Here is a 21,815-nt window from a genome sequence, read left to right on the forward strand (position 1 = left end):
GAGTCTGTAATCCAGTAAGGAAACTCACAAGGAAGTCTAATGGCTGAACAAACCGATGCAAACGTCTCCGCCGAGGCGGCTTACGATGCGCGCCCCTCGTCTCATTGGACCGCCTGGGGGCAATGGCTGGCGCTATTCACCATGACCGTAGATCACCTTACTCGCTATGTGTTGCCGGGTGACTGGGACTTAAGCTGGGCAGGCTCGTCCATTGGCCGTATCGCCTTCCCCTTGTTTGCGGCAATGGTTGCCTGGCACGGGCTGTTTAATACCCGTAACCCACTACGCTACTCACGCCGCATACTGGTCATTGGTTTAGTGGCTCAGTTGCCTTATATGCTGATGCCACGCGCGTCTGACGATTTTATTCTTAATGTCTGCTTCACGCTTGCCTGTGGCCTAGCGTTGGGTGCGTTGGTTCGCCAAGGTTGGCAGCACTATCAACAGCAGACGCTAGGATTAGCTTGGCTAATGCTTGGAGCAGCGGTAGGCGTCACCGTTTGGTATTTGCTGGGGTTCTGGGTGGAGTACGGCCATAACGGTTTGCTACTGATTCCGCTATTAATGTTTGCCATGCAGGCGCTTAACGAAACCCGCGACGCGCTAAAATCGCGCTTGTGGGCAGGTTTAGCCGCATTTCCCGCGCTTTGGATAGCCGGTCAAATGAACGCTTCAGACATGGCAAAGTCGTTTACCGTTGGCACTTGCGTGGTGATATTGATGCTGGCAGCAGGTGCCGCCCAACGCGTGCCATCCGTAGCCCTGGCCATGCCGCGCCGCCTATGGCTTGCTTGGTATCCAGGACACTTTGCTTTAATTGCGCTGTGGCTATTGCTTAGCGGCCAACTGGCGGGGTAATCAACGACGAAGCCGCCCTAATCAGGCGGCTTCGTAGTGATAATCCATCAACTTTACAGTGAGCGTTCGAAACTCCACGCCACCGGCGGTGCATCAGGTAGTAATGCCTGGCACGCACGCACTTTTTCAAGCAGTTCGGCATGCGTGTCAGCGACGACATTGACATGTGCCAGCTTGCGCCCTGCCCGCTCTTCCTTGTCATAGCGATGCAGATGAGTATTGCCTATCGCCAACAGCGCGGCATTGTCACCTTCCTGGCCAATGACATTCACCATGCAAGTAGGTGCAATAGCCTGGGTGCTGCCGAGCGGTAGGCCCTGCACAGCGCGCAGATGGTTTTCAAACTGGCTAGTGACCGCACCATCCATGGTCCAATGGCCAGAATTATGCACGCGTGGAGCCATCTCATTAGCCAGTAGGCTGCCATCCCGCGTTTGGAACAGCTCCAGCGCCATCACGCCCACATAATCCAACTCATCCAACAGCATGCGAATGTAGCTGTCGGCTGTCTCTTGAACGCTGGTAGCTAAATCCGGCAGCGGCGCAACGGAATAGCGCAAAATGCCATCTACGTGTTGATTTTCCGCCATGGGATAAAACACCACATCCCCATCACGACCGCGCACGGCAATCATCGAGACTTCCCGTACAAAATCAACAAACGCTTCAACGATCAGTTGACGGTGACCAATGCTCTTCCATGCCTCTTCAGCCTGCTCCGGCGCTTTCAGCACCGCTTGCCCTTTACCGTCATACCCCTCTGTCACTGACTTGGCGACCACGGGGCAGCCCAGCTCATTGGCTGCCGCTTCAAGCTGTTCGGCACTCTCAACGACGCGGTAGGCAGGTGTCGGAATACCCAAGCGATCAAATAGGGCTTTCTCTTCAACACGGTTTTGGCAAACGGCAATCGCCCGGCTTCCTGGGTAAACGGGTTTGTGCTGTTCAATTTGCTCAACCAGCGCTACGGGCAGATGCTCAAACTCGTAGGTTACTACATCGACCTTATCGAGAAATTCCGCCAAATGCTGGTTGTTAGGATCGATAACCACGTCGCCAATGCCCGCACTCGGGTTGCCGGTCGTGTCTAAAAAGGTGAAGCGGTTACCTAGCGGGTAGCCAGCCAATGCCAGCATACGACCAAGCTGGCCTGCACCGAGCACACCAATATTTTTAGCGATGCCAGCGCTTTTCGAGCTACCAGAACTTTTCGAGATACCAGAATTCATGGCCGGGATTCCTTAGTTCGCTTCCGCATCGGGGCGAGGGTCTGGGTTATCCAGCACCATTTGAGTTTGCTCAGCGCGGAAAGCCTCGACCGCTTCACGCACGCTGGTGTCTTGCAAACCGACAATCTGTGCTGCCAACAAGCCTGCATTGGTCGCGCCTGCTTTACCAATCGCCAGTGTGCCAACAGCGATGCCACCGGGCATCTGCGCAATTGAAAGCAATGAATCCAAGCCTTTAAGCGCTTTGGATTCCACTGGCACGCCCAGCACTGGCAACGCCGTTTGGGAAGCCACCATGCCGGGCAAATGGGCAGCACCGCCCGCTCCCGCCACAATTACTTGCAAGCCACGTTCAGCGGCACTTTTAGCATAGTCAAACAACAAGTCAGGGGTACGATGAGCGGAGACGACGCGGGTCTCATAAGGGACGCCCAGCCGCTCTAACATCGCCACCGCGTGTTCCATGACGGGCCAATCAGATTTCGACCCCATGATCACGCCCACTTTGGGTGCGCTGTTCGACATGCAAAAACTCCTCGGCCAAAGGGCCTACTAAAGCAATCAAGCGTTTAATGTGCCGTGTGCCGCAAGCGGCTCACCAGGAAATTAGAAGGCGCATAGTCTACCAGAGCTAGTCGCTTAGAGCGCGTTTGTAAATAGATCGAAATTTTAATCAAAGTAGCATTGAAAAGCGCGCGACTTGGCGGCATTGTGTGTTTGTCATTTCAGACTGATGGAGTCCCATGAGTACGGCATACTCAACTGCTCACGCAGAAACGCTAGATCCTCCGCGAAGCAGCCCTGACCTCGATGTCAGGGATTTAGAAAAACGTACGCGCCTAATGCGTATCATTACCCGCCTGATCGCCGTATCAGATCTGGGAAGCCGCGAAATAGCCCGCCGGGCTGGGCTTCCAGTACAAAAGATCAGCGACCTGCTCGCCGGAAGGCTAGAGCACCTAGATATTGATGAACTCAATGTCTTGCGTCGCACGTTAGAGCTGGAGACGCCATAGCAATAGTTGCTACCTAACGTAATCATTCATCCCCTTTGTTTGCTAACAGGCTTGCCCGCTGGGCAGGCCTGTTTTTGTTTCAAAACAGCCAATTAGCGCTCCAGGATTAAGGGAGCATTAAGAAACCCTCGCTAACCCATTGACACGTATCAATTTTTTATAATACCAAAGGCGTAACCTTAGCGTATCCAGATCATTCGCTGTGAAACAACGGCTTGTTTCTATCAGCAACATCTTTATCAGCTAAGGAGGCGTTATGGACGCCGTTCGTCGGTCGTTGCTAGGCCAGTTGGCCCGACTAAGCGCGGGCGCTGCGCTAGTGCCGCTATCCAGTCTTGCTCAAGCTGGCATTAATCAGCAGCCTGCCCGCCGCGAGGGCGACCCTAGCAAACGCTACGGTATGCTAATCGACCTTCGCCAATGCATCGGCTGCCAAGCCTGCACGGTGTCGTGCCATATCGAGAATGCTGCACCGCTTGGCCAGTTTCGAACTACCGTCTCTCAGTACGAAGTGCAACACCAAGAAAGTGGTGAACTAGCAACGTTTATGCTGCCGCGGCTATGTAACCATTGCGAAAATCCGCCCTGTGTGCCGGTTTGTCCCGTTGAGGCGACCTATCAACAGCAAGATGGCATCGTTGTCGTAGATAGCGGCCGCTGCGTCGGCTGTGCTTACTGCGTCAACGCCTGCCCCTACGATGCCCGCTTTATTAACGAGCGCACTCAAACTGCCGACAAATGCACCTTCTGTGCCCACCGTTTAGAAGCAGGGCTACTGCCTGCCTGCGTTGAAAGCTGTGTGGGTGGTGCCCGCATTATTGGCGATATGCGCAACCCAGACAGCCAAATCAGCCGTCTAATCAACGAGCATCGCGACGCGCTCATGGTGCTTCAGCCAGAAAAAAACACCCTTCCCCAAGTGTTCTATTTAGGTATGGACGAACGATTCACTACACGCCCCATGGCAGAACCCGTGGCGCTTGAAGTGCTTGACCCCCACGGCCAGGAGATGGGCTATGAATTCCACCATTGAACTACTCGCCCCACGCTATGACATCGCCTGGTATCCCTGGGCAGTTCAGTACTTTTTTATGATCGCGGTCTCCTACGCCAGCCTTTGGCTGGCGGCACCCGCACTGGTGTTTGGCAAGCAATCCTGGTTGCCTACAGCACGTCTGGCAATGATCGCCTGCGTCAGCACAACGTTAGTCGCACCGGTGGCCTTATTGGCAGATCTACATCAGCCACTGCGCTTTTGGCATTTCTACGCTTACGCCAATACGCATTCGTGGATGTCGATTGGCAGTGTGGTACTGCCGCTGTATCTGATCAGCGTTTTAGGCTTCGCCTGGCTGGCTTGGCGACCCGCGCTTCAGGCCCGGCAACAGGCAACTGGGCTAAGCGGGTTGATCGCCAAGTGGCTGAGCATGGGCAGTGGTGTGACACCCAAAGCGCTGGTGGCTCTGGTGGGATTAGCCGCCCTGGTACTCTCAAGCGGCATTATGCTCTACACCGGAGCGGAGTTAGCTATCGTCAAAGCCCGCCCGTTATGGAACACCATTTGGCTACCGCCCATGCTGGTAGCGAGCGGATTTATTGCCGCCGCTGGGCTAATACTGGTCCTCAACCGCGTGAGCAGAATCTGCGCGCCCGATGCCACCCGGCAGATGCTTTATGTCCTGTTAGCCTTCTGTGCGCTAGCGGGGCTTATCGCGCTCAGCTGGCTGTTAGATGGCTTGAATGCCCACGTTGGCTCAGTGGCGGCGGCACTGGAATCTGTCCGTTTCAGCCCCTCTTGGCGTAACACCGCACTTTGGGGTGGCCTTACCGGCGTAGCCCTATTCGTCAGCGTGGTATTTCTGTTAACACGTTCGGCTCAGCGCCAGCTAGCACTGTTTGCCTGGGCATGGTTGCTAGGGCTAGTGGCTATTCACATGGGCTGGATGTTCCGTTGGGTAGTGCTGATGGATGTTCAACATGTGGCTCGTAACAGCGCAGGTTTCCATCACTACGGTATCCCTGCTGGCTCTTCCGGCATCTTAGGTATTGTCGGCACTTTCGGGCTGTGGCTGGCGGCCATTTTACTGATCGAGCTATTTATTCCATGGCGACAGGCCCAACAAGGTAGCCAGCTACCAGGTAACGACCAAGCTGCATCTCGCGCCCCACTCACTGCTAACAAAGGAGCGCCTAGTCATGGCTAAGTCTGCTCAAGATCCCTCACGCCGTCGCTTTCTAAAAGGTGCAGCTGCCGCTGGTGGTGCCGCTACCTTTGCAGTGGGCTACGCCGACCCGTTGGCCAAAATGGCCAACGGCGTTACCGGCAGCGCAGGTGAAAAACCGCAGCATAATATTCATGGCAATTCGTTAACGCCTGAATATCGTGTCGATTTAGCGACCGGCGAACTAACCCTCGCCCCCGATCAACGGGTTGCTTTTACTATTTGCTACGGCTGCACCACCCAGTGTGGAGTGCGCGTGCGAGTCGATGACACGCGCGGCGAAGTGCTGCGAGTAGCTGGCAACCCCTATCATCCACTTTCTGCCGATGACCATTTGCCAATGCGCTCACCGGTAGCGGATGCACTGCGCAGCGTGAGTGCTTATCAAGAACACGGGCAAGTTAACCGCTCCACCGCGTGCGCCCGTGGCAACGCGATGATGAGCCAGATCACCAACCCGTTCCGTATTGATCACTGCCTTAAACGGGTCGGTGAACGAGGCAGTCGCGAGTGGCAAAAAATATCGTTTGAGCAACTTATCGAGGAAATTTGCGAAGGGGGCGACCTGTTCGGTGAAGGGCAAGTAGACGGCCTACGCGACATTCGCGACCACGACACACTGATTGACCCCGACAACCCTGAGTACGGCCCCAAAGCTAATCAGTTGATGGTCATGGAAGCCACCGACTACGGGCGCTCAGATTTGCTTAAACGCTTCACCTTGAACGCTTTCGCGACCCGCAACTATGGCCACCATGGCGCATACTGTGGCCTAGCGTTCCGCATGGGCTCTGGAGCAGTGATGAACAACATCGTCACTAATGCTCACGTAAAGCCAGATATACAGAACGCACGCTTTATCATGTATATCGGCTGCGCACCCAGCCAGGCAGGCAACCCGTTTAAACGCCAGGGCCGCTTGCTTGCACAGGCGCGCGCCGCCGGCACGCTGGAATATGTGGTAGTGGACCCCGCGTTGAACGCTGCGACTTCCCATGCCGCGGACAACAACCGCTGGGTGCCGATCCGTCCTGGCACCGATAGCGCCTTTGCCATGGCAATTATTCAGTGGCTACTGGATAACGACGGTTATGCCAAGGAATTTCTTGAACTACCCGGTCAAGCCGCCGCCGATGCAGCGGGAGAAACCACTCACTCCAACGCCACCCATTTAGTGATTGATACCTTCGAGCACCCGCGCCGAGGCTACTTTTTGCGCGCCAGTGACCTTGGCTTTGCCGAGCCAGGTAGCGATGCCGACCTACCCGTCGTGGTGTCAGGGGGCGACCTCGCACTCAGTGAAGAGGTAATGACCGCCGACCTGTTTGCCGAACGCCCAGTGGAGCTTGCCGACGGCACCACCGTCACCGTCAAAACCAGCCTAGCGCTGCTGCGTGAATCAGCCAATCAGTACGACCTGGACAGCTACGCTGAACATTGCGGTATTCCCAAAGCAACAATCATCGAGCTGGCTCAACGTTATGCTAGCCATGGCAGAAAAGCCGCCGTTAACTGCCACGGCGGCATGATGTCAGGCAATGGCTTTTACGCCGCGTTTGGCGTGCAAATGCTTAACCTGCTGGCTGGCAACTACAATATGAAAGGCGGTAGCGCAGTGGGCGGTGGAACTTATAGCGGCACCGGCGAAGGCCCCCGCTACGACCTCGCCAACTTCCCTGGCAAACGTGGGCCCCAAGGCGTATTCCTCTCTCGCTCACGTTTTCCTTATGAGAAATCATCGGAGTACCAGCGCAAGCTCGCGACAGGCGAAAACCCCTATCCCGCGAAAGCGCCCTGGCGTTCATTGGCACCGCCAACGCTCACCGAGCACTTACCTTCCGCATTGGATGGCTACCCCTACCCGATCAAAGCGGTGATTGGCTGTATGGCTAATCCAATTTATGGTCAAGCGGGCCTGAAAGGGGTAATTGTCGATAAGCTGAAAGACCCCAAACGGTTGGGCCTATTTGTGGCCATCGATGGGTTTATCAATGAAACCAATCGCTATGCCGACTACATTGTGCCTGATTCGGTGATGTACGAAGTCTGGGGCTTTGCAGGCTCCTGGAAAGGCACGCTGGGTAAACTCTCCACCGCTTGCTGGCCAGTCATTGAGCCCCGCCAGCAAAAAACCGCCGAAGGTGAGCCTGTCTCTATGGACAGCTTCTTTATCGCCGTTGCTAAACGGCTAGGGCTGCCGGGCTTCGGCGACAACGCCATTCCCGATGCCGACGGCAATCTTCACCCGCTCAACCGCGCTGAAGATTATTACCTACGGGCGGCCGCCAATATTGCCTTTCAAGATGAACCGCTGCCAGAAGCGAACGCTGCGGACATTACTCACGGCGGCATTACCCCGCTACTGCCCAAACTCGAACGTACACTGAAAGCCGACGAACGCGGCCGCGTTGCCTACCTTTACGCCCGGGGTGGGCGTTTCGAAGAGGCAAGCGAACACTTTGTCGGCGATCACCTGAAACATCAGTGGAAAAAAACGCTGTGCGTTTACAACGAAGCAGTGGGCACCAGCATTGATACCACTAACGGGTTACCCAATAGCGGCGTGCCCTGTCACAAGTTGCCACAGCTCGCCAACAAGCAACCCATGCGTGAGGTATTTTCAGAGCAGGAGTGGCCACTACTAGCGTTTTCATTCAAGTCCAACCTGATGAACTCTTACGCCATTGGTAACGAGCGGCTAAGAATGATCAAGCCGTATAACCCTGTGCAAATGCACCGCCAAGATGCCGAACGCTTCGGCATCCAGCATGGCGACACCATCCGCATTGAAAGCCCAGGAGGCAGCATAGTTGGGCTTGCGCTGGTGAGCGAAAGCGTTGTGCCCGGCGCACTGGGTATTGAACACGGCTACGGGCACAAAGATTTAGGTGCCACGCCACACGTCATTGACGGTCAATCCCAGCCAGATATGCCCTGGATGCGCGCCGGTATCAATATCAACGACCTAGGCTTTCAAGACCCTACGCGCGAGATAGGCGGCACCTGGCTTGAACCGATTAGCGGCGCCAGCGTGCGCCAAGGCCTACCCGTGAGAGTAAGCCGCGTATAAACCGGCTGGGGTAGTGATGCTACAGCGTGATCACTACCCCACCCAAGGCGATGACGATCACCACAATCCACGCCGGTAGCTTCCAGACGGTCAGCAGTAAAAAGCCCGTCAGCGCCAAAACAAATTCATAAGGCCCGATAATCGCGCTGGTCCATACCGGCTGATAAAGCGCCGCGCCTAAAATACCCACCACTGCCGCGTTAGCGCCGCGCATCAACGCCTGAGCGCTCTGCCAGCGGCGAAAATGATTCCAAAAGGGCAACACGCCCACCAACAGTAAAAAGCCAGGAATAAAGATCGCCAACAACGCCAGCAGCGCGCCAACCACGCCATTCATACCGGGTAGTAGCGCGCCTAAGTAGGCAGCAAAGGTGAATAACGGCCCTGGCACCGCCTGGGCAGCCCCATAGCCTGCCAAAAACTCATCTGCGCTAACCCAGCCGGATTGCACCACTTCCGCTTCCAGCAGCGGCAGCACCACATGCCCACCGCCAAATACCAGCGCACCAGAACGATAAAACGCATCTGCCACCGTTAGCCACCCAGCGCTGCCTGCCATTAGCGGCAGTAGCATCAGCAGCGCAGCGAACAGCCCCAACGCCACCGAGCCTGCACGGCGGGATACCGGAAACTGCAGTGGTTCACTGGGCGTAGCAGCGGCAACCATACGGCACAGTGCCAACCCCGCTATACCGCCTAGCACAATCGCAGCGACCTGCCCCAGCGGCCCGCTGACCATCACCACTACAAACACAGCCGCCAGCGCAATCCCCACCCGGGTTTTATCGGGGCAAAGGTTGCGCGCCATGCCCCACACCGCGTGAGCCACAATAGCCACTGCGACAACTTTTAAGCCATGAATAATGCCGCTGGCAATCGGGCCATCCAGAACTGCCGCGCCAAACGCGAACAGCACCAGTACTATGGCGGAAGGCAGTGTGAATGCTAGCCACGCCATGGCCGCCCCCCAAGGCCCAGCGCGCATTAATCCCAAAGCAAAGCCCACTTGGCTACTGGCTGGCCCCGGCAAAAATTGGCACAGCGCCACAAGATCCGCGTAGGCGCTTTCGCTTAACCACTGGCGGCGCTCCACAAAGGCCGTACGAAAATAGCCCAGGTGCGCCACCGGCCCGCCAAACGAGGTCAGCCCCAAGGCTAAAAACGCCCAAAATACTTCGCTTACCCGCTCGTTCAGATGGTGCTTTTCAGCCATAGCGTAAGCTTCCCCGTGTGGACAAAAGACCTAATCTACTGATTAAAGCTGACACAGTGATGACAGTGTGCACGATCATCCGCAGGGACTTCATCAACGCAGGTGCGCTGACGCTTACACCGCGCTACAAAATCTTCCTATTCAATGATTTAAGTAGCGCGTGGTAACGAATCTCGCGAGGCACGAGCGAATGAGGCACCCGCGGGCTGATACAGGCACCTTCACTTATTGATATGCAGGTTAGTCGGTTACTGCACCGGTACTGGCAGAGCTGACCAGCTTGGCATACTTCGCCAGCACGCCTTTGCGGTAGCGCGGTTCTGGCTGCTGCCAGGCGGCGCGGCGGCGCATCATTTCTTCATCGCTGATGTCCACTTCAATGGTGTCGGCTTCAGCATCAATAGTGATGGCATCACCATCCTGTACCAGCGCCAACGGGCCGCCATCGAAGGCTTCCGGTGATACGTGCCCGACAACAAAGCCATGGCTGCCACCGGAGAAGCGCCCATCGGTAATCAACGCCACATCATTACCCAGGCCACGCCCCATAATCGCAGACGTTGGCGTAAGCATTTCGCGCATGCCGGGGCCGCCTTTCGGGCCTTCATAGCGAATCACTACGACATCGCCCGCCACCACGGTACCGTCGTTAATGCGCGCCTGGGCCTCTTCTTCAGAGCCAAACACCCGCGCCGAACCGCTAAAGCGCGTCCCTTCTTTACCAGTAATTTTGGCCACTGCACCTTCCGGCGCCAGGTTGCCAAACAGAATACGCAGATGGCTTTCAGCTTTAAGCGGGTTACCCAGCGGCGCAATAATCTGTTGATCCATAGGATAAGGCTCAACATCTTCCAGGTTTTCGGCCAGCGTTTTACCGGTCACTGTTAAGCAGTCGCCGTGCAGTAGCCCAGCATCCAGCAGAATTTTCATCAACGGCTGAATGCCGCCAATCGCCACCAGCTCGCTCATCATATAGTGGCCGCTGGGACGCAGGTCAGCGACCACCGGTACGCGCTTGCCGATCTCGGTGAAGTCGGCAAGGGTCAGTTCCACGCCAATGGTGCGCGCCATGCCAATCAAATGCAGTACCGCATTGGTAGAGCCACCCAGCGCAATCACCACGGTAATCGCATTCTCAAACGCTTCGCGGGTCATGATGTCAGAAGGCTTGATGTCACTGGCCAGCAGTGCCAGCACGGCCTCGCCTGCCGCTTTACAGTCATCGCGCTTATCTTGGGAAATGGCGTTCTGCGCCGAGCTACCCGGCAGGCTCATACCCAATGCTTCAATGGCAGATGCCATCGTATTGGCCGTGTACATACCGCCACAGGAACCCGGGCCAGGAATCGCGGTTTCTTCGATGTTTTTGAGCTCGATCAGATCAATATCACCACGGGAGTGGGCGCCCATCGCCTCAAATACCGACACGATATCGGTATGGCCTTTACCGGGCATAATGGTGCCGCCATACACAAACACGCTGGGGCGATTCAGCCGTGCCAAGCCCATCACGCAACCCGGCATATTTTTGTCACAGCCGCCAATGGCCACTAATCCATCAAAGCCTTCACAGCCCGCCACGGTTTCAATGGAATCGGCAATCACCTCGCGGGAAACCAGCGAGTACTTCATGCCTTCGGTGCCGTTAGCAATGCCATCGGAAATAGTGATGGTATTAAAGATCACTCCTTTACCACCCGCCGCGTCGGCACCGTCACGGGCGAACTCTGCCAGCTCACCGATGTGGCTATTGCACGGGGTCACCATACTCCAGGTAGAGGCAACGCCCACCTGGGGCTTGGTAAAGTCATCGTCGTTAAACCCCACCGCCCGCAGCATTGCACGGCTGGCCGCCTTGCCAGGGCCATCCACCACCTGGGCTGAATGGCGGCGGGTATTCGTAGTAGGCTCGGTCATGGGGAATTCCTCTTTGCTTGACTCACATCGCGTTACGCACGGTATTCGCATAGCTTGGCGGCGGCTTGTCTCTTGTGCAAGGCAAAATACCCGTCAGAGGACAACGTGAATAAATTTTGCACCCCTCTACCAATTCCCGCCTCGCTACCAATTAAGTGAGCTCATGTGCTCCTCTATTTTGGCTACGAACTCGCGTACATAAATCGTCTGCATTGAAGTACTCGGAGTCAACACACCAATGTCACGGTGAATGGTGGGTTCGGCAACCTCTCGAAACACCAAGCCAGGAATGCCCAGCACGTCAACAGCGGAGCGCGGCACGACCGCCAAACCATCACCACTCTGCACCGTCATTACGGCCCCAAGCATCGATCGAACTTGGTGAAACCAATTAAGTTGGATGGCCTCATCTTCAAGGGCGCGTTGGATTTTCAGCCAATTGCCACTCTGCTGGATATTCGAGGCCATTGGATAGTCGCGCAAATCCCGCCAACGCAGCGCATCACATGTAGCTACTGGATGATTCTGATGACAGACAACTCCTAGTGCCTCTCGAGCCAACGAATTGAACTGCACATTGGGATTGGAGGCAGTGTACATTCCGATACCAAGATCTAGCGTACCTCTCGCCACCTCTTCGACTAATTCGATAGCATTCATGTCCAATACCCTGAGAGCGACGAACGGGTAGCGCTTGAGGAACTCGTCCAGAACCGGTGGAATCAGCTTCATACCCAGCGATGGCAAACAGCCAATACGTATCAGTTCACGTCGGTCTGAAGAAGCTCCGCGCAGACTCGCCAAACTCTCTTCGGTGTCGATGACAATTTTACGAGCCCGCTCAAGAAAATTGCGCCCTGCCGCAGTTAGATGAACCTGACGTGTTGTTCGGGTGAACAGCATCACGCCAATCATCTCCTCCAGCTTGTGAATACGTCGACTCAAGGCCGGTTGGGTAATATTGAGTTGATCAGCCGCCGCATGAAAGGAACTGAGGTCGGCCACCATAACAAAAGCCTGAAGATCGGAGATTCGCAGCATTAATGCCTTTTTGTTATCAATAATGGATATTATTCAATTTATAATATCAAGAAAGCTGTGCCAATCTTTATCAGTACTACCGTTAAAAAAATAACAACCCAACGAGGTAATCTGCGATGCACACGAAACGTTTCTCCCTGCTCATTCTCACCTCTGCAATGCTAGCGGGGGCCTCATCCACCTCTCAGGCTCAGGAAACCCATGAGTGGACGCTCGTCTCGCCGCTAACTCCAGCAATTTCCTATATGGCGCTTTATCAGGAGCTTGCCAACAACATTAGCGAGCGTAGCGACGGCCGCCTGAAAATCAACTTTCTCTCCTATGGCCAGCACCCCTTCAGTGGTGCGGAAATCCTGTCAGCTGTGCGGGATGGTGTCGTCCAAATGGGCAACACTGCCGATGTTTATGTAAGCTCAATGGAGCCTTCCATTGCCTTCCTCGGGCTGCCCTTTTTGTTCGATAACCTGGAACAGGCCAAAGCGGCCTACGCCGAGTTAGAGGATCCTTATTACCGGCAAATCTTCGCCGACAAGTACAACGCTGAGCTAACGACCGGCTTTGTTATCAGTGGCTCAGCGATCCATGCCAATCAGCCACTCAACAGTATTGAAGCAATGCAGGGTCAGAAGATCCGTGTTTTTGGTCATGAGAGCGGCGAGATGATCCGTCTTCTCGGTGGCGAACCCAGCACCGTGGCCTTCGGCGAGCTCTACACGTCATTGCAACGGGGTACCATCGATGGTGCTCTAACCGGCATGGACGGTGCCCGTGCTGCTCGTGTTTATGAAGTAGTCGATAACAACACTTGGTGGAACTGGTCTTATCCGGTGGAATTCACTTTTGTGAACCAAGACGCCATGGAAGCACTTCCCGAAGATCTCCAAGAGATCGTTCGTGAGGAAGCAAACCTGATCAATGAGCGGATTCAGGTCGATCGAGACATTGGCACAATGCGCATCCTCACTGATTCCATCGAACAGTATGGCATCACCGTAAGCGGACTAGATGCCGATACGCTGGAAGAATTTCGCACACGCACCCAACCAATCCGCGATGAGTGGCTAGAGGAGACAGGAGAGCTCGGACAACAAGCATTTTCAATCTATGAACAAGGCCTACAGTAGGCGACCCCAGGAGGGCTAAAGTAATGCACTTTATCCGCGCCTTACGGAGGATCGACACCCTGCTCGACAGGGTGTCTCGCCTGACCTCAGGCATTGGTCGTGAGCTAGCCGTTATCGCCATCATAATGATGATGTTGCTAGTCAGTGTGAATACACTGGCCCGAGCACTCCCCTTTACCAGCAGTCTCTTCTTTGTCGAGGAGTACGTAGGCTATCTGTTCGTTGCTCTGTCCTTTATGGGCTTAGCCGATACCTTCCGAACCAAGGGCCACATCCGCGTCGAGCTGCTGATTCAGCGACTCCCTAACCAGGCAGCGGCCCTTCTTGAATTCGTAGTCACCCTAGTAGCTATTGGCATCATCGTTATTCTCGCTTGGCATGCCATGGAACTCTTCACCAAGAGCTTAAGCAGTGGTGAGCGTGCTCAAACAATGACCCGCACCCCACTATGGGTTCCACGCCTATTTCTCGTGCCTGGCTATGCCTTACTGCTAATCGAACTGATGGCCCATCTCAGTCGTAGCATCCTGCGGCTGCTGCCCAGCACCACCACCACGCTTGCCAAGGGAGGCTAGCATGGAACTCTCCTTCTTCAACCTAACCCTTGCCTTGGCAATATTGGCACTGGTGCTGCTCAGCGGCATTTGGATATCTATCGGCTTGGCAGGACTGGGGTTGGCACTGTTCTACTTCTTTCTTCCCGCCAGTCTTTTCCGTATTGTCGAGACCATTCAATATGAAGTCGTCAATGATTTTGTTTTAGCGGCGATCCCCTTGTTTATCTTCATGGGTAGCTTACTACTCAAGGGGAATATTGCGACCAAGATCTACCAGGGGCTGTCCCCTTTGATGTCACGGCTACCGGGCGGTTTGGTACAAACCAATATCACATCTTGTGCGATTTTTGGTGCCTGCTCGGGATCAAGCCTGGCTGGAGCCGCCACCATGGGAACTCTGGCCGTTAATGAATTAAGAGACAGGGGGTACGACCGGAGCCTGATTTACGGCTCGCTCGCGGCGGGAGGCACGCTAGCCACAATGATTCCCCCCAGCATTCTCTTCATCCTTTATGGTAGCTTCGCCGGACAATCCATCAGCACCCTTTTCATCGCTGGTCTGGTCCCTGCTTTGATCCTCGTGCTCGCCTTTATGGCCTACGTAGCACTTCTCTCGTTACGCCACCCACCGAAGAATACTGACCGCGACAAGCTATCCTGGGGGCAAACCCTGGCAGCGATGAAATTGCTCATTGCTCCACTTACTCTGATCGGGGCAGTACTTGGTTCTATCTATACTGGCTTTGCCACTCCCACCGAATCCGCAGCAGTCGGATCCATGGGCGCACTATTGATCCTAGCTCTGGAACGACGACTAAGCCTGAGCACGATTCACGAAGCAGCAGTGATGTCGATTCGCACCACCTGCATGATCGCTCTAATGATGATCGGCGCCCATATAATCTCGACCGCTCTGTCCTTCATGATGGTGCCTCAACAGATCAGTCAAATGATTCTCGCGTTGGAAATGGAGCCTTGGCACATTGCCTTGATCGTCGGCCTGCTATTCATCGTATTGGGCTGTCTGATAGAAGGCACAAGCATGTTCTTTTTGACCTTCCCAATCATCTATCCGCTGATGATGAGCCTTGGTTTTGACCCTATCTGGTTCGGGGTGATGATGGCGCTGTTCATCGAAATGAGCCTAATCACTCCCCCAGTAGGCCTCAACCTTTTCATCATCAACCAGGTCGCTGGCGAGAGAGGCATGTCGCGCACCATCCGAGGCTCTCTTCCCTTCTTCTTCATCATGGTACTGGTGATGTGTTTACTCATCGCTTTCCCAGGCATCGTGCTCTTCCTGCCCAACCTACTGTGATGCCACACATCACCACACAAACAATGAAAGGAACTGTCTTATGAAGATCGCCATCGCCGGGTTTCATATCGAATCGGTTAGCTTCCTGCCGAACACTGTCCACTATGCCGATTTCGAAGAAGGGGTTCTGCGTGGAGCAAAGGTTGTCACAGGACTCACCGATACCAACACGGTTATCGGAGGTTTCCTTGATATTTGTCAGGCACGCGGCGCAACAACAGTCCCATTGGTTTACGCCTACCTGGGGGCGCTGGGAAGAGTCTCGAATGATGTAATCGAGCGCTACACAGCAGAGATCTGCAAGGGACTAGCCGACATTGATGATCTAGACGGCGTGCTGCTCCATCTGCACGGCGCGGCCTGGGCACCCGGTTACGAAGACCCAGAGCGTTTCATCATCGAGTCAGTACGCCGTACTGTCGGTGAAAGGGTGCGAATTATGGTGGGTTTCGACTACCATGGCAATCTAGATGCCGACAGCATCCGCGCCTGCGATGCTGCTTTCGCCTATCAAAAATCACCGCATACCGATATGGGCGATACCGGTCGGCGCACTGCGAACTGCATGACCCTCACACTTCAGGGCAAGCTCTCGCCCACCTGCCGTCTGGTCAAACCCGGCGTTCTGACGCCCAGTATTTTCAGTGCCACCCAGTTAAATCCACTAGCTAAAATTCTTGCTGAAGCACGACGCCTAGAACATGAGTCAGATAGCTATCTCGACATTTCTCTTATGGCGGGGTTCTCCTATGCCGATGCCACCAATACTGGCTTCTCGGTCATGGCAGTCACCGATGCCAACGCCGAGCGCGCCAACACCATTGCCACCTCACTCTGCGAACGTATCTGGCAAGACCGCCATGAGCTCTACAGACCCGAGCATATCTTTAGCCTTGACGAGGCAGTCAACCATGCCTTGGAAACAGCCCCCCGGGTTAGCAAGCCGATTGTGCTGCTGGAACATGCCGATAGAATGAGCGACTCTACCTACCTGCTCGATGCCTTGATCCGCCGTAATGCTCAGCATACTGCCGTACCTTTCCTATGGGACCCTCAAGCAGCTGAGATAGCCGCTGCCGCTGGTATCGGTGCGACCACTACATTGACCCTAGGAGCACATAGTTCACGTCGGGCAGGTCCTCGCCTGACGGTAGAATGCGAGGTACTGCAAGCCGAACCCAAGAGTTACTATATCTCCGGCGCCATGCTCCAGGGCAGCTACGTCAACCTTGGGCTATCAGCACTGCTGCGCATTGGCGGTATCCTCGTCAGTGTGATCAGCCGTCCAGCCTTCGGCGTCGATGAGGATGCTTTCACTGTCTTTGATCAGAATCCGCGGGACTACGACATCATCGTGCTGCGCTCAAAGACCCACTTTCGCCAGGTCTATCAAGATCTAGCAGAAGAGATTCTGATCGTGGACACGCCAGATTACGGGCCAGCCGACCTAACGACACTGCCTTATGAACGTTTGGACACTCGAAGCGTGTATCCTTTCGTGGAGCACCCAACCATCTCTGTCAAGACGGAGAACTGATGAGCCGCAAACTTGAAGTCAGCCTTGCACAACTGGACTTCGCCCCTCTGGCACCGATAGGTAATGGCGAGCAGTTGATCGAAACCGCCACCTCTGAAGCCAAAAATGGTGCTGGACTAATCGTCTTTCCAGAGCTGTGTAACACTGGTTATGTGGAGCCTTTGGCTCCTGGAGAGGGTTTCCCTTCAGGCGCCATATCCCATACTGAGTATGCCAAGCAGCTGTATAACGCTGCTGCCAATCACGATGGTGCGTTAATCAAGACGCTATCGGCTGTCTGCGCCCACTACGACTGTCATATCGTGATAGGGCTCGCTCTGCGCTCAGCTACTCAATCCGGCAAACTTTATAATGCCTCCTTACTACTGGGCCCCGGAGGCATTCAGGCTTGTTACGCCAAGACCCATCTATGGCATAACGAAAAGCTCTACTTCACACCAGGCCGCAGTATGCCAGTCTGCGATATCCCAGCAGCACGCATCGGCATGCAAGTCTGCTATGACATTCGCTTTCCTGAGGTTACTCGTTGTCTAGCCCTTGGCGGAGCGGAAGTGGTAACGAATATTTGGGCATCATTTCGTCACGCCAACGTGCCCCTTGAAGACACTGATACCTTCCGCCATCGTGCCTACACCCGAGCGCAAGAGAACGGGCTCTTCTTTGTTAGTTGCAACCGAGTTGGACGGCACGGAGGGATGCAGTTTATGGGGCGCAGCTTAGTAGCGCGCCCCGATGGCAGCATCCTCGCTGCCCTGGATCACGAACAGACAGGCATTTTACGCGCCAGTCTGGCGTTAGATGAAATCGCTGAATATAGAATGGCCACCGGCATCCTGAATGATCGTCGACCAGAGCTTTATAGCGCGATAGCCGGTGTTGCTAAATAGGCTAGCTTCACAGCAAAACTAAACAACCAAGCAACAAAGTCAACGCTGCAGTTCAGACTCGGGCAGGAAACATCGAGGCGGTTAAGCTTCAAAACTTAACTTATGGCACCATAGCGCTACGCGCTATTCCCAATGCCTAATGCCGTGAAGGAACACCACCGCATGTCTGCCAATTCACACTGCTCACCAACGCCATTCTCGCCAACGTCGCTTACCCCTGGCTTTATGGTGGTGCACGCTAACCGCCTGGAAGACTTGCGCGGGCTGGCGGTGCAGTGGATGCGCCTGCACCCGTTGGGACCGTTGGAAAACGAGACCATTCTGGTGCAGAGCAACGGTATTGGGCAGTGGTTAAAGTTAGCGTTGGCGGAAGACCCAGAGAATGGCGGCGCAGGCATCGCCGCCGCGCTGGATGTCATGCTGCCTGCGCGGTTTCTATGGCAGGCCTACCGCACGGTGCTCACCCATGTTGATCAAGATGGCGACGCGGTGCCTGAAACCTCGCCGTTTGATAAATCGCGCTTGGTATGGCGGCTACTGCGCCTACTGCCCACGCTAGCGGGGCAAGAAGTGTTCGCGCCGCTGGCGCAGTTCTTGGAAGTCGACCGCGACCAGCGCAAGCACTACCAACTGGCCGAACGGCTGGCGGATTTGTTCGACCAGTATCAGGTCTACCGCGCTGACTGGCTGGATGCCTGGGCCAACGGTGATGACGTGCTAATTACCGCTCGGGGCGAGCCCCGCCCGCTGGAAGAGCACCAGCGCTGGCAGCCCGCGCTATGGCGTATTCTGCGCGAAGATGTTGCCGCCACCCAAGGTGATGCAGGCATCAACAGTAGCCGTGCCCAGGTGCATCGGCGCTTTTTGAAAGCGACTGAACAGCTGGAAGGCCAGCCCTGCCCACGCGGTTTGCCTCGGCGGCTGATTATTTTTGGTATTTCATCGCTGCCCCAACAAACCCTGGAAGCCCTGGCGGCGCTCTCTCGCTGCTGCCAAATCGTGCTGTGTGTGCACAACCCCTGCCAGTTCTACTGGGCAGATATCATCGAGCACAAAGATTTACTGCGCGCCAACCGCTACCGCCAGCGGCGTAAAACCGGCATGCCCGAAGCGTTGGATGTACTGGGCACTGGCGACGCCGACGATGCCCTGCACCTGCACGCCCAGCCGCTACTCGCCGCCTGGGGCAAGCAGGGCCGCGACTACCTGCGCCTGCTGGATGAACACGACGATTCGGGCAACTACCAAACCCTGTTTGAGCAGCAAGCGCTACGCATTGATATGTTCGAGCCGTTTAACGGTGTTGATCGCGACTGCCTGCTCAGCCAACTGCAAGATGATATTCGCGAGCTGCGCCCCGTGGCGGAAACCCAAACCCACTGGCCGGCGCTAAGCTCGGCCGATGACTCCATGGTGTTTCATATTGCCCATGGCCCTCAGCGGGAAGTTGAGATTCTCCACGACCAGTTGCTGGCCGCCTTTAGCGCCGACCCCGACCTGCGCCCGCGGGATATTATCGTCATGGTGCCAGATATCGACCGCTACGCGCCGCATATCGCCGCAGTGTTTGGCCAACTACCAAACGACGACCCACGACATATTCCCTATACGCTTTCCGACCAAGCCAGCCGCCACCGCCTGCCACTAATGATTGCCCTGGAAAAGCTGCTGCGCCTACCTGAGCTGCGCCTTTCGGTCAGCGACTTACTGGATCTGCTCGATGTACCCGCTCTGCGCCAGCGCTTTGGGCTGGAAGAGCGCGACCTACCGGTACTCGAGCGCTGGATGGAGGGTGCAGGCATTCGTTGGGGGCTGAATGCCAAGCAGCGCCAGACGCTTGAGCTACCCGGCGGGTTAAGCCAAAACACCTGGGCGTTTGGCCTGCGCCGCTTGCTGCTGGGCTACACCGTGGGCGAAGGCCACGCTTGGCAAGGAATCGAGCCGTTTGACGATATCGGCGGGCTGGAAGCGGGCCTTGCCGGGCCGTTAGCCACCTTGTTGGAAAAGCTCGAAGAGACCTGGGAAACCTTCTGCCAGCCCACCGATGCGGCCAACTGGGTAGCGCGACTACGCACACTGCTGGAAACCTTCTTCCTGACCGACGACGCCCAAGAAAGCGTAATGCTCACCAAGCTGGAAAACGGTTTGCAGCAAATGCTGGAAAGCAGCGAGGAAGCCCAGTTAACCGAACCGCTGCCGCTCTCCATGGTGCGCGAACACTGGCTGGCACAGATTGATGAACACAGCCTTTCCCAGCGCTTTCTAGCCGGTGCAGTCAACTTCGCCACGCTAATGCCCATGCGCGCCATTCCGTTTAAGCGCGTGTGCCTGCTGGGCATGAACGACGGTGAGTATCCCCGCTCTCAGCCACCGCTAGATTTTGATTTGATGGGTAGCGACTACCGCCCCGGTGACCGTTCCCGTCGGGAAGATGACCGCTACCTGTTTTTGGAAGCGCTGCTCTCCGCCCGCGACCAGCTCTACATAAGCTGGGTAGGCAGAAGCCAAATCGACAACACCCCGCTACCGCCTTCGGTACTGGTCGGCCAACTGCGTGACCACCTGGAAGCAGGCTGGCAAATCGAGAACGGCACGCCGCTGCTGGAAGCGCTAACTACCGAGCACCCGCTGCAGCCGTTTAGCCGCGCTTATTTTGCTAGCAACCCGCAAGCCTCGCGACTGTTTACCTATGCACATGAATGGCGCGAGGTGCACGCACCGCGCACACCTCAAGCTGCCCAACCGACACTTTCCCCACCGGAAAACATCCCGACCAGCCTGACGCTTGGCCAGTTAGGTCAATTCCTGCGCGAGCCGATACGCGCCTTCTTCAATACCCGGCTGGGGGTGTATTTCGAGCAGGAAGCGATTGCCGAGCTGGACGAAGAACCGTTCGCCCTGGATGGCCTGCAAAACTGGCAGCTGCAAGACCAACTGATCGCCGCCCAGCGCCACGCCATTGATCGCGGCGAGCCACGCATTGAAGCACTGCACACAGCCCTTGAGCGTTTTCAGGGCCAAGGCGTATTGGCCATGGGTGCCTTTGGCGAGCGCATGCGCAATGCCTTAGCAGAACCCATGGAAGCTCTGTTCAGCGACTACGAAGAAGCCCTGGGCGCTTGGCCGATTGCGCTAGGTGACCCAGCAGCCATTCACCTGGAAGGTAGTAACGGTATTACGTTGGAAGATTGGCTGGGCGAGCTACGCCAGGATGATGTGGGCAACCGCTGCCGCCTGTTATTACTCAGCAGTAGCCTGGTCAAGAACAGCAAGTACCAGTGGCATCTGCTGCTACGCCACTGGGTTGCCCACCTAGCGGGTAACCTCAGCGGCCCGATGACCACCCAACTGCTTTCCAAAGCAGGCAATATCACCCTGGAGCCTATCGCTGCCGACACCGCCCGCGCCCACCTGGAAACCCAACTAAGCGCCTGGCAACACGGTCTGGAAGTGCCGCTTCCACTAGCCCCCCAGGCTGCCTTTGCGTGGCTGACAAAACTGGGCACACCTGACATTGCGATTGAAAAAGGCAGGGAAAGCGACGCCTACGCCGCGGCCGAAAAAGTCTATGAGAGCGGATTTAAAACCACCGGCGAAGCCGATCAAAGCCCTTACCTCGGCCACCAATGGCACCGCTTCGAGCGGCTGTTTTTCGACCGCACCGCCAACGAAGAGCACACCTTTGCCGAACTCACGGAAGCGCTGTACGCCCCGCTGTTCAACGCCGTGAAAGGTAATGCGAAGAAAGATAATGGGAACAAAGATAACGCGAAGAAAGCGGCATCGTAATGCGTTAAGCGCCTCGTCTAGCCCCTATTCAAGCTCA

Annotated in this window: 16 protein-coding genes; 11 read left to right on the forward strand and 5 right to left on the reverse strand. The window is 55.8% G+C overall.

What is annotated here, in order from left to right:
* Nucleotides 1-39: 39 nt before the first annotated feature.
* Complete coding sequence (locus tag NF683_RS00370) at nucleotides 40-858, forward strand: TraX family protein (protein WP_089039407.1); 819 nt, start codon at nucleotides 40-42, stop codon at nucleotides 856-858.
* Nucleotides 859-911: 53 nt separating this feature from the next.
* Here NF683_RS00370 and NF683_RS00375 read toward each other — a convergent pair whose 3' ends face one another.
* Both NF683_RS00375 and purE read right to left on the reverse strand, forming a co-directional pair.
* Nucleotides 912-2,087: a 5-(carboxyamino)imidazole ribonucleotide synthase gene (locus NF683_RS00375; protein ID WP_089039408.1), complete on the reverse strand. Its 1,176-nt coding sequence runs from the start codon at nucleotides 2,085-2,087 to the stop codon at nucleotides 912-914.
* Nucleotides 2,088-2,099: 12 nt separating this feature from the next.
* Nucleotides 2,100-2,612, reverse strand: coding sequence for a 5-(carboxyamino)imidazole ribonucleotide mutase (purE, locus tag NF683_RS00380; RefSeq protein WP_038477065.1), 513 nt, complete (start codon nucleotides 2,610-2,612; stop codon nucleotides 2,100-2,102).
* 218 nt (nucleotides 2,613-2,830) lie between these two features.
* On the opposite strand from purE, the gene NF683_RS00385 reads away from it, so the two are divergent.
* From NF683_RS00385 to NF683_RS00400, 4 genes are all read left to right on the forward strand, one after another.
* A complete protein-coding gene (locus NF683_RS00385; protein WP_089039409.1) occupies nucleotides 2,831-3,103 on the forward strand; it encodes an XRE family transcriptional regulator in 273 nt (90 codons plus the stop codon).
* Nucleotides 3,104-3,359: 256 nt separating this feature from the next.
* On the forward strand, nucleotides 3,360-4,136 hold the full coding sequence (dsrO, locus tag NF683_RS00390) for a sulfate reduction electron transfer complex DsrMKJOP subunit DsrO (RefSeq protein WP_253920976.1): 777 nt from the start codon (nucleotides 3,360-3,362) through the stop codon (nucleotides 4,134-4,136).
* Nucleotides 4,120-5,307, forward strand: a complete 1,188-nt coding sequence (nrfD, locus tag NF683_RS00395; protein WP_089039411.1) for an NrfD/PsrC family molybdoenzyme membrane anchor subunit — start codon at nucleotides 4,120-4,122, stop codon at nucleotides 5,305-5,307. The genes dsrO and nrfD overlap by 17 nt, the downstream gene beginning before the upstream one ends.
* On the forward strand, nucleotides 5,300-8,395 hold the full coding sequence (locus NF683_RS00400; protein WP_089039412.1) for a molybdopterin dinucleotide binding domain-containing protein: 3,096 nt from the start codon (nucleotides 5,300-5,302) through the stop codon (nucleotides 8,393-8,395). Before nrfD ends, NF683_RS00400 begins: the two co-directional genes overlap by 8 nt.
* A 19-nt stretch (nucleotides 8,396-8,414) precedes the next feature.
* On the opposite strand, the gene chrA is transcribed toward NF683_RS00400, so the two are convergent.
* The 3 genes from chrA to NF683_RS00415 all read right to left on the reverse strand — a co-directional run bounded on the left by chrA (nucleotide 8,415) and on the right by NF683_RS00415 (nucleotide 12,566).
* Complete coding sequence (gene chrA / locus NF683_RS00405; protein WP_089039413.1) at nucleotides 8,415-9,608, reverse strand: chromate efflux transporter; 1,194 nt, start codon at nucleotides 9,606-9,608, stop codon at nucleotides 8,415-8,417.
* Nucleotides 9,609-9,848: 240 nt separating this feature from the next.
* Entirely contained in the window at nucleotides 9,849-11,525 is a 1,677-nt protein-coding gene (ilvD, locus tag NF683_RS00410; RefSeq protein WP_089039414.1) for a dihydroxy-acid dehydratase, read from the reverse strand.
* Between the two features lie 144 nt (nucleotides 11,526-11,669).
* Nucleotides 11,670-12,566 (reverse strand): LysR family transcriptional regulator, encoded by an 897-nt coding sequence (locus NF683_RS00415; RefSeq protein ID WP_089039415.1) that lies wholly within the window; start codon nucleotides 12,564-12,566, stop codon nucleotides 11,670-11,672.
* Nucleotides 12,567-12,682: 116 nt separating this feature from the next.
* On the opposite strand from NF683_RS00415, the gene NF683_RS00420 reads away from it, so the two are divergent.
* From NF683_RS00420 to recC, 6 genes are all read left to right on the forward strand, one after another.
* The gene (locus NF683_RS00420) at nucleotides 12,683-13,690 is read left to right on the forward strand and encodes a TRAP transporter substrate-binding protein (RefSeq protein WP_253920977.1); all 1,008 of its coding nucleotides are present in this window, start codon (nucleotides 12,683-12,685) and stop codon (nucleotides 13,688-13,690) included.
* A gap of 23 nt (nucleotides 13,691-13,713) precedes the next feature.
* Nucleotides 13,714-14,265, forward strand: coding sequence for a TRAP transporter small permease subunit (locus NF683_RS00425; protein ID WP_089039417.1), 552 nt, complete (start codon nucleotides 13,714-13,716; stop codon nucleotides 14,263-14,265).
* 1 nt (nucleotide 14,266) lies between these two features.
* Nucleotides 14,267-15,565, forward strand: coding sequence for a TRAP transporter large permease (locus tag NF683_RS00430; protein WP_089039418.1), 1,299 nt, complete (start codon nucleotides 14,267-14,269; stop codon nucleotides 15,563-15,565).
* Nucleotides 15,566-15,605: 40 nt separating this feature from the next.
* Complete coding sequence (locus NF683_RS00435; RefSeq protein ID WP_253920978.1) at nucleotides 15,606-17,102, forward strand: M81 family metallopeptidase; 1,497 nt, start codon at nucleotides 15,606-15,608, stop codon at nucleotides 17,100-17,102.
* Nucleotides 17,102-17,989: a carbon-nitrogen hydrolase family protein gene (locus tag NF683_RS00440; RefSeq protein WP_089039420.1), complete on the forward strand. Its 888-nt coding sequence runs from the start codon at nucleotides 17,102-17,104 to the stop codon at nucleotides 17,987-17,989. The genes NF683_RS00435 and NF683_RS00440 overlap by 1 nt, the downstream gene beginning before the upstream one ends.
* Before the next feature lie 162 nt (nucleotides 17,990-18,151).
* The gene (recC, locus tag NF683_RS00445) at nucleotides 18,152-21,778 is read left to right on the forward strand and encodes an exodeoxyribonuclease V subunit gamma (RefSeq protein ID WP_253920979.1); all 3,627 of its coding nucleotides are present in this window, start codon (nucleotides 18,152-18,154) and stop codon (nucleotides 21,776-21,778) included.
* Nucleotides 21,779-21,815 lie beyond the last annotated feature (37 nt).

It is taken from the genome of Halomonas sp. MS1 (assembly GCF_024182575.1).
Classification (GTDB): Bacteria; Pseudomonadota; Gammaproteobacteria; order Pseudomonadales; family Halomonadaceae; genus Vreelandella.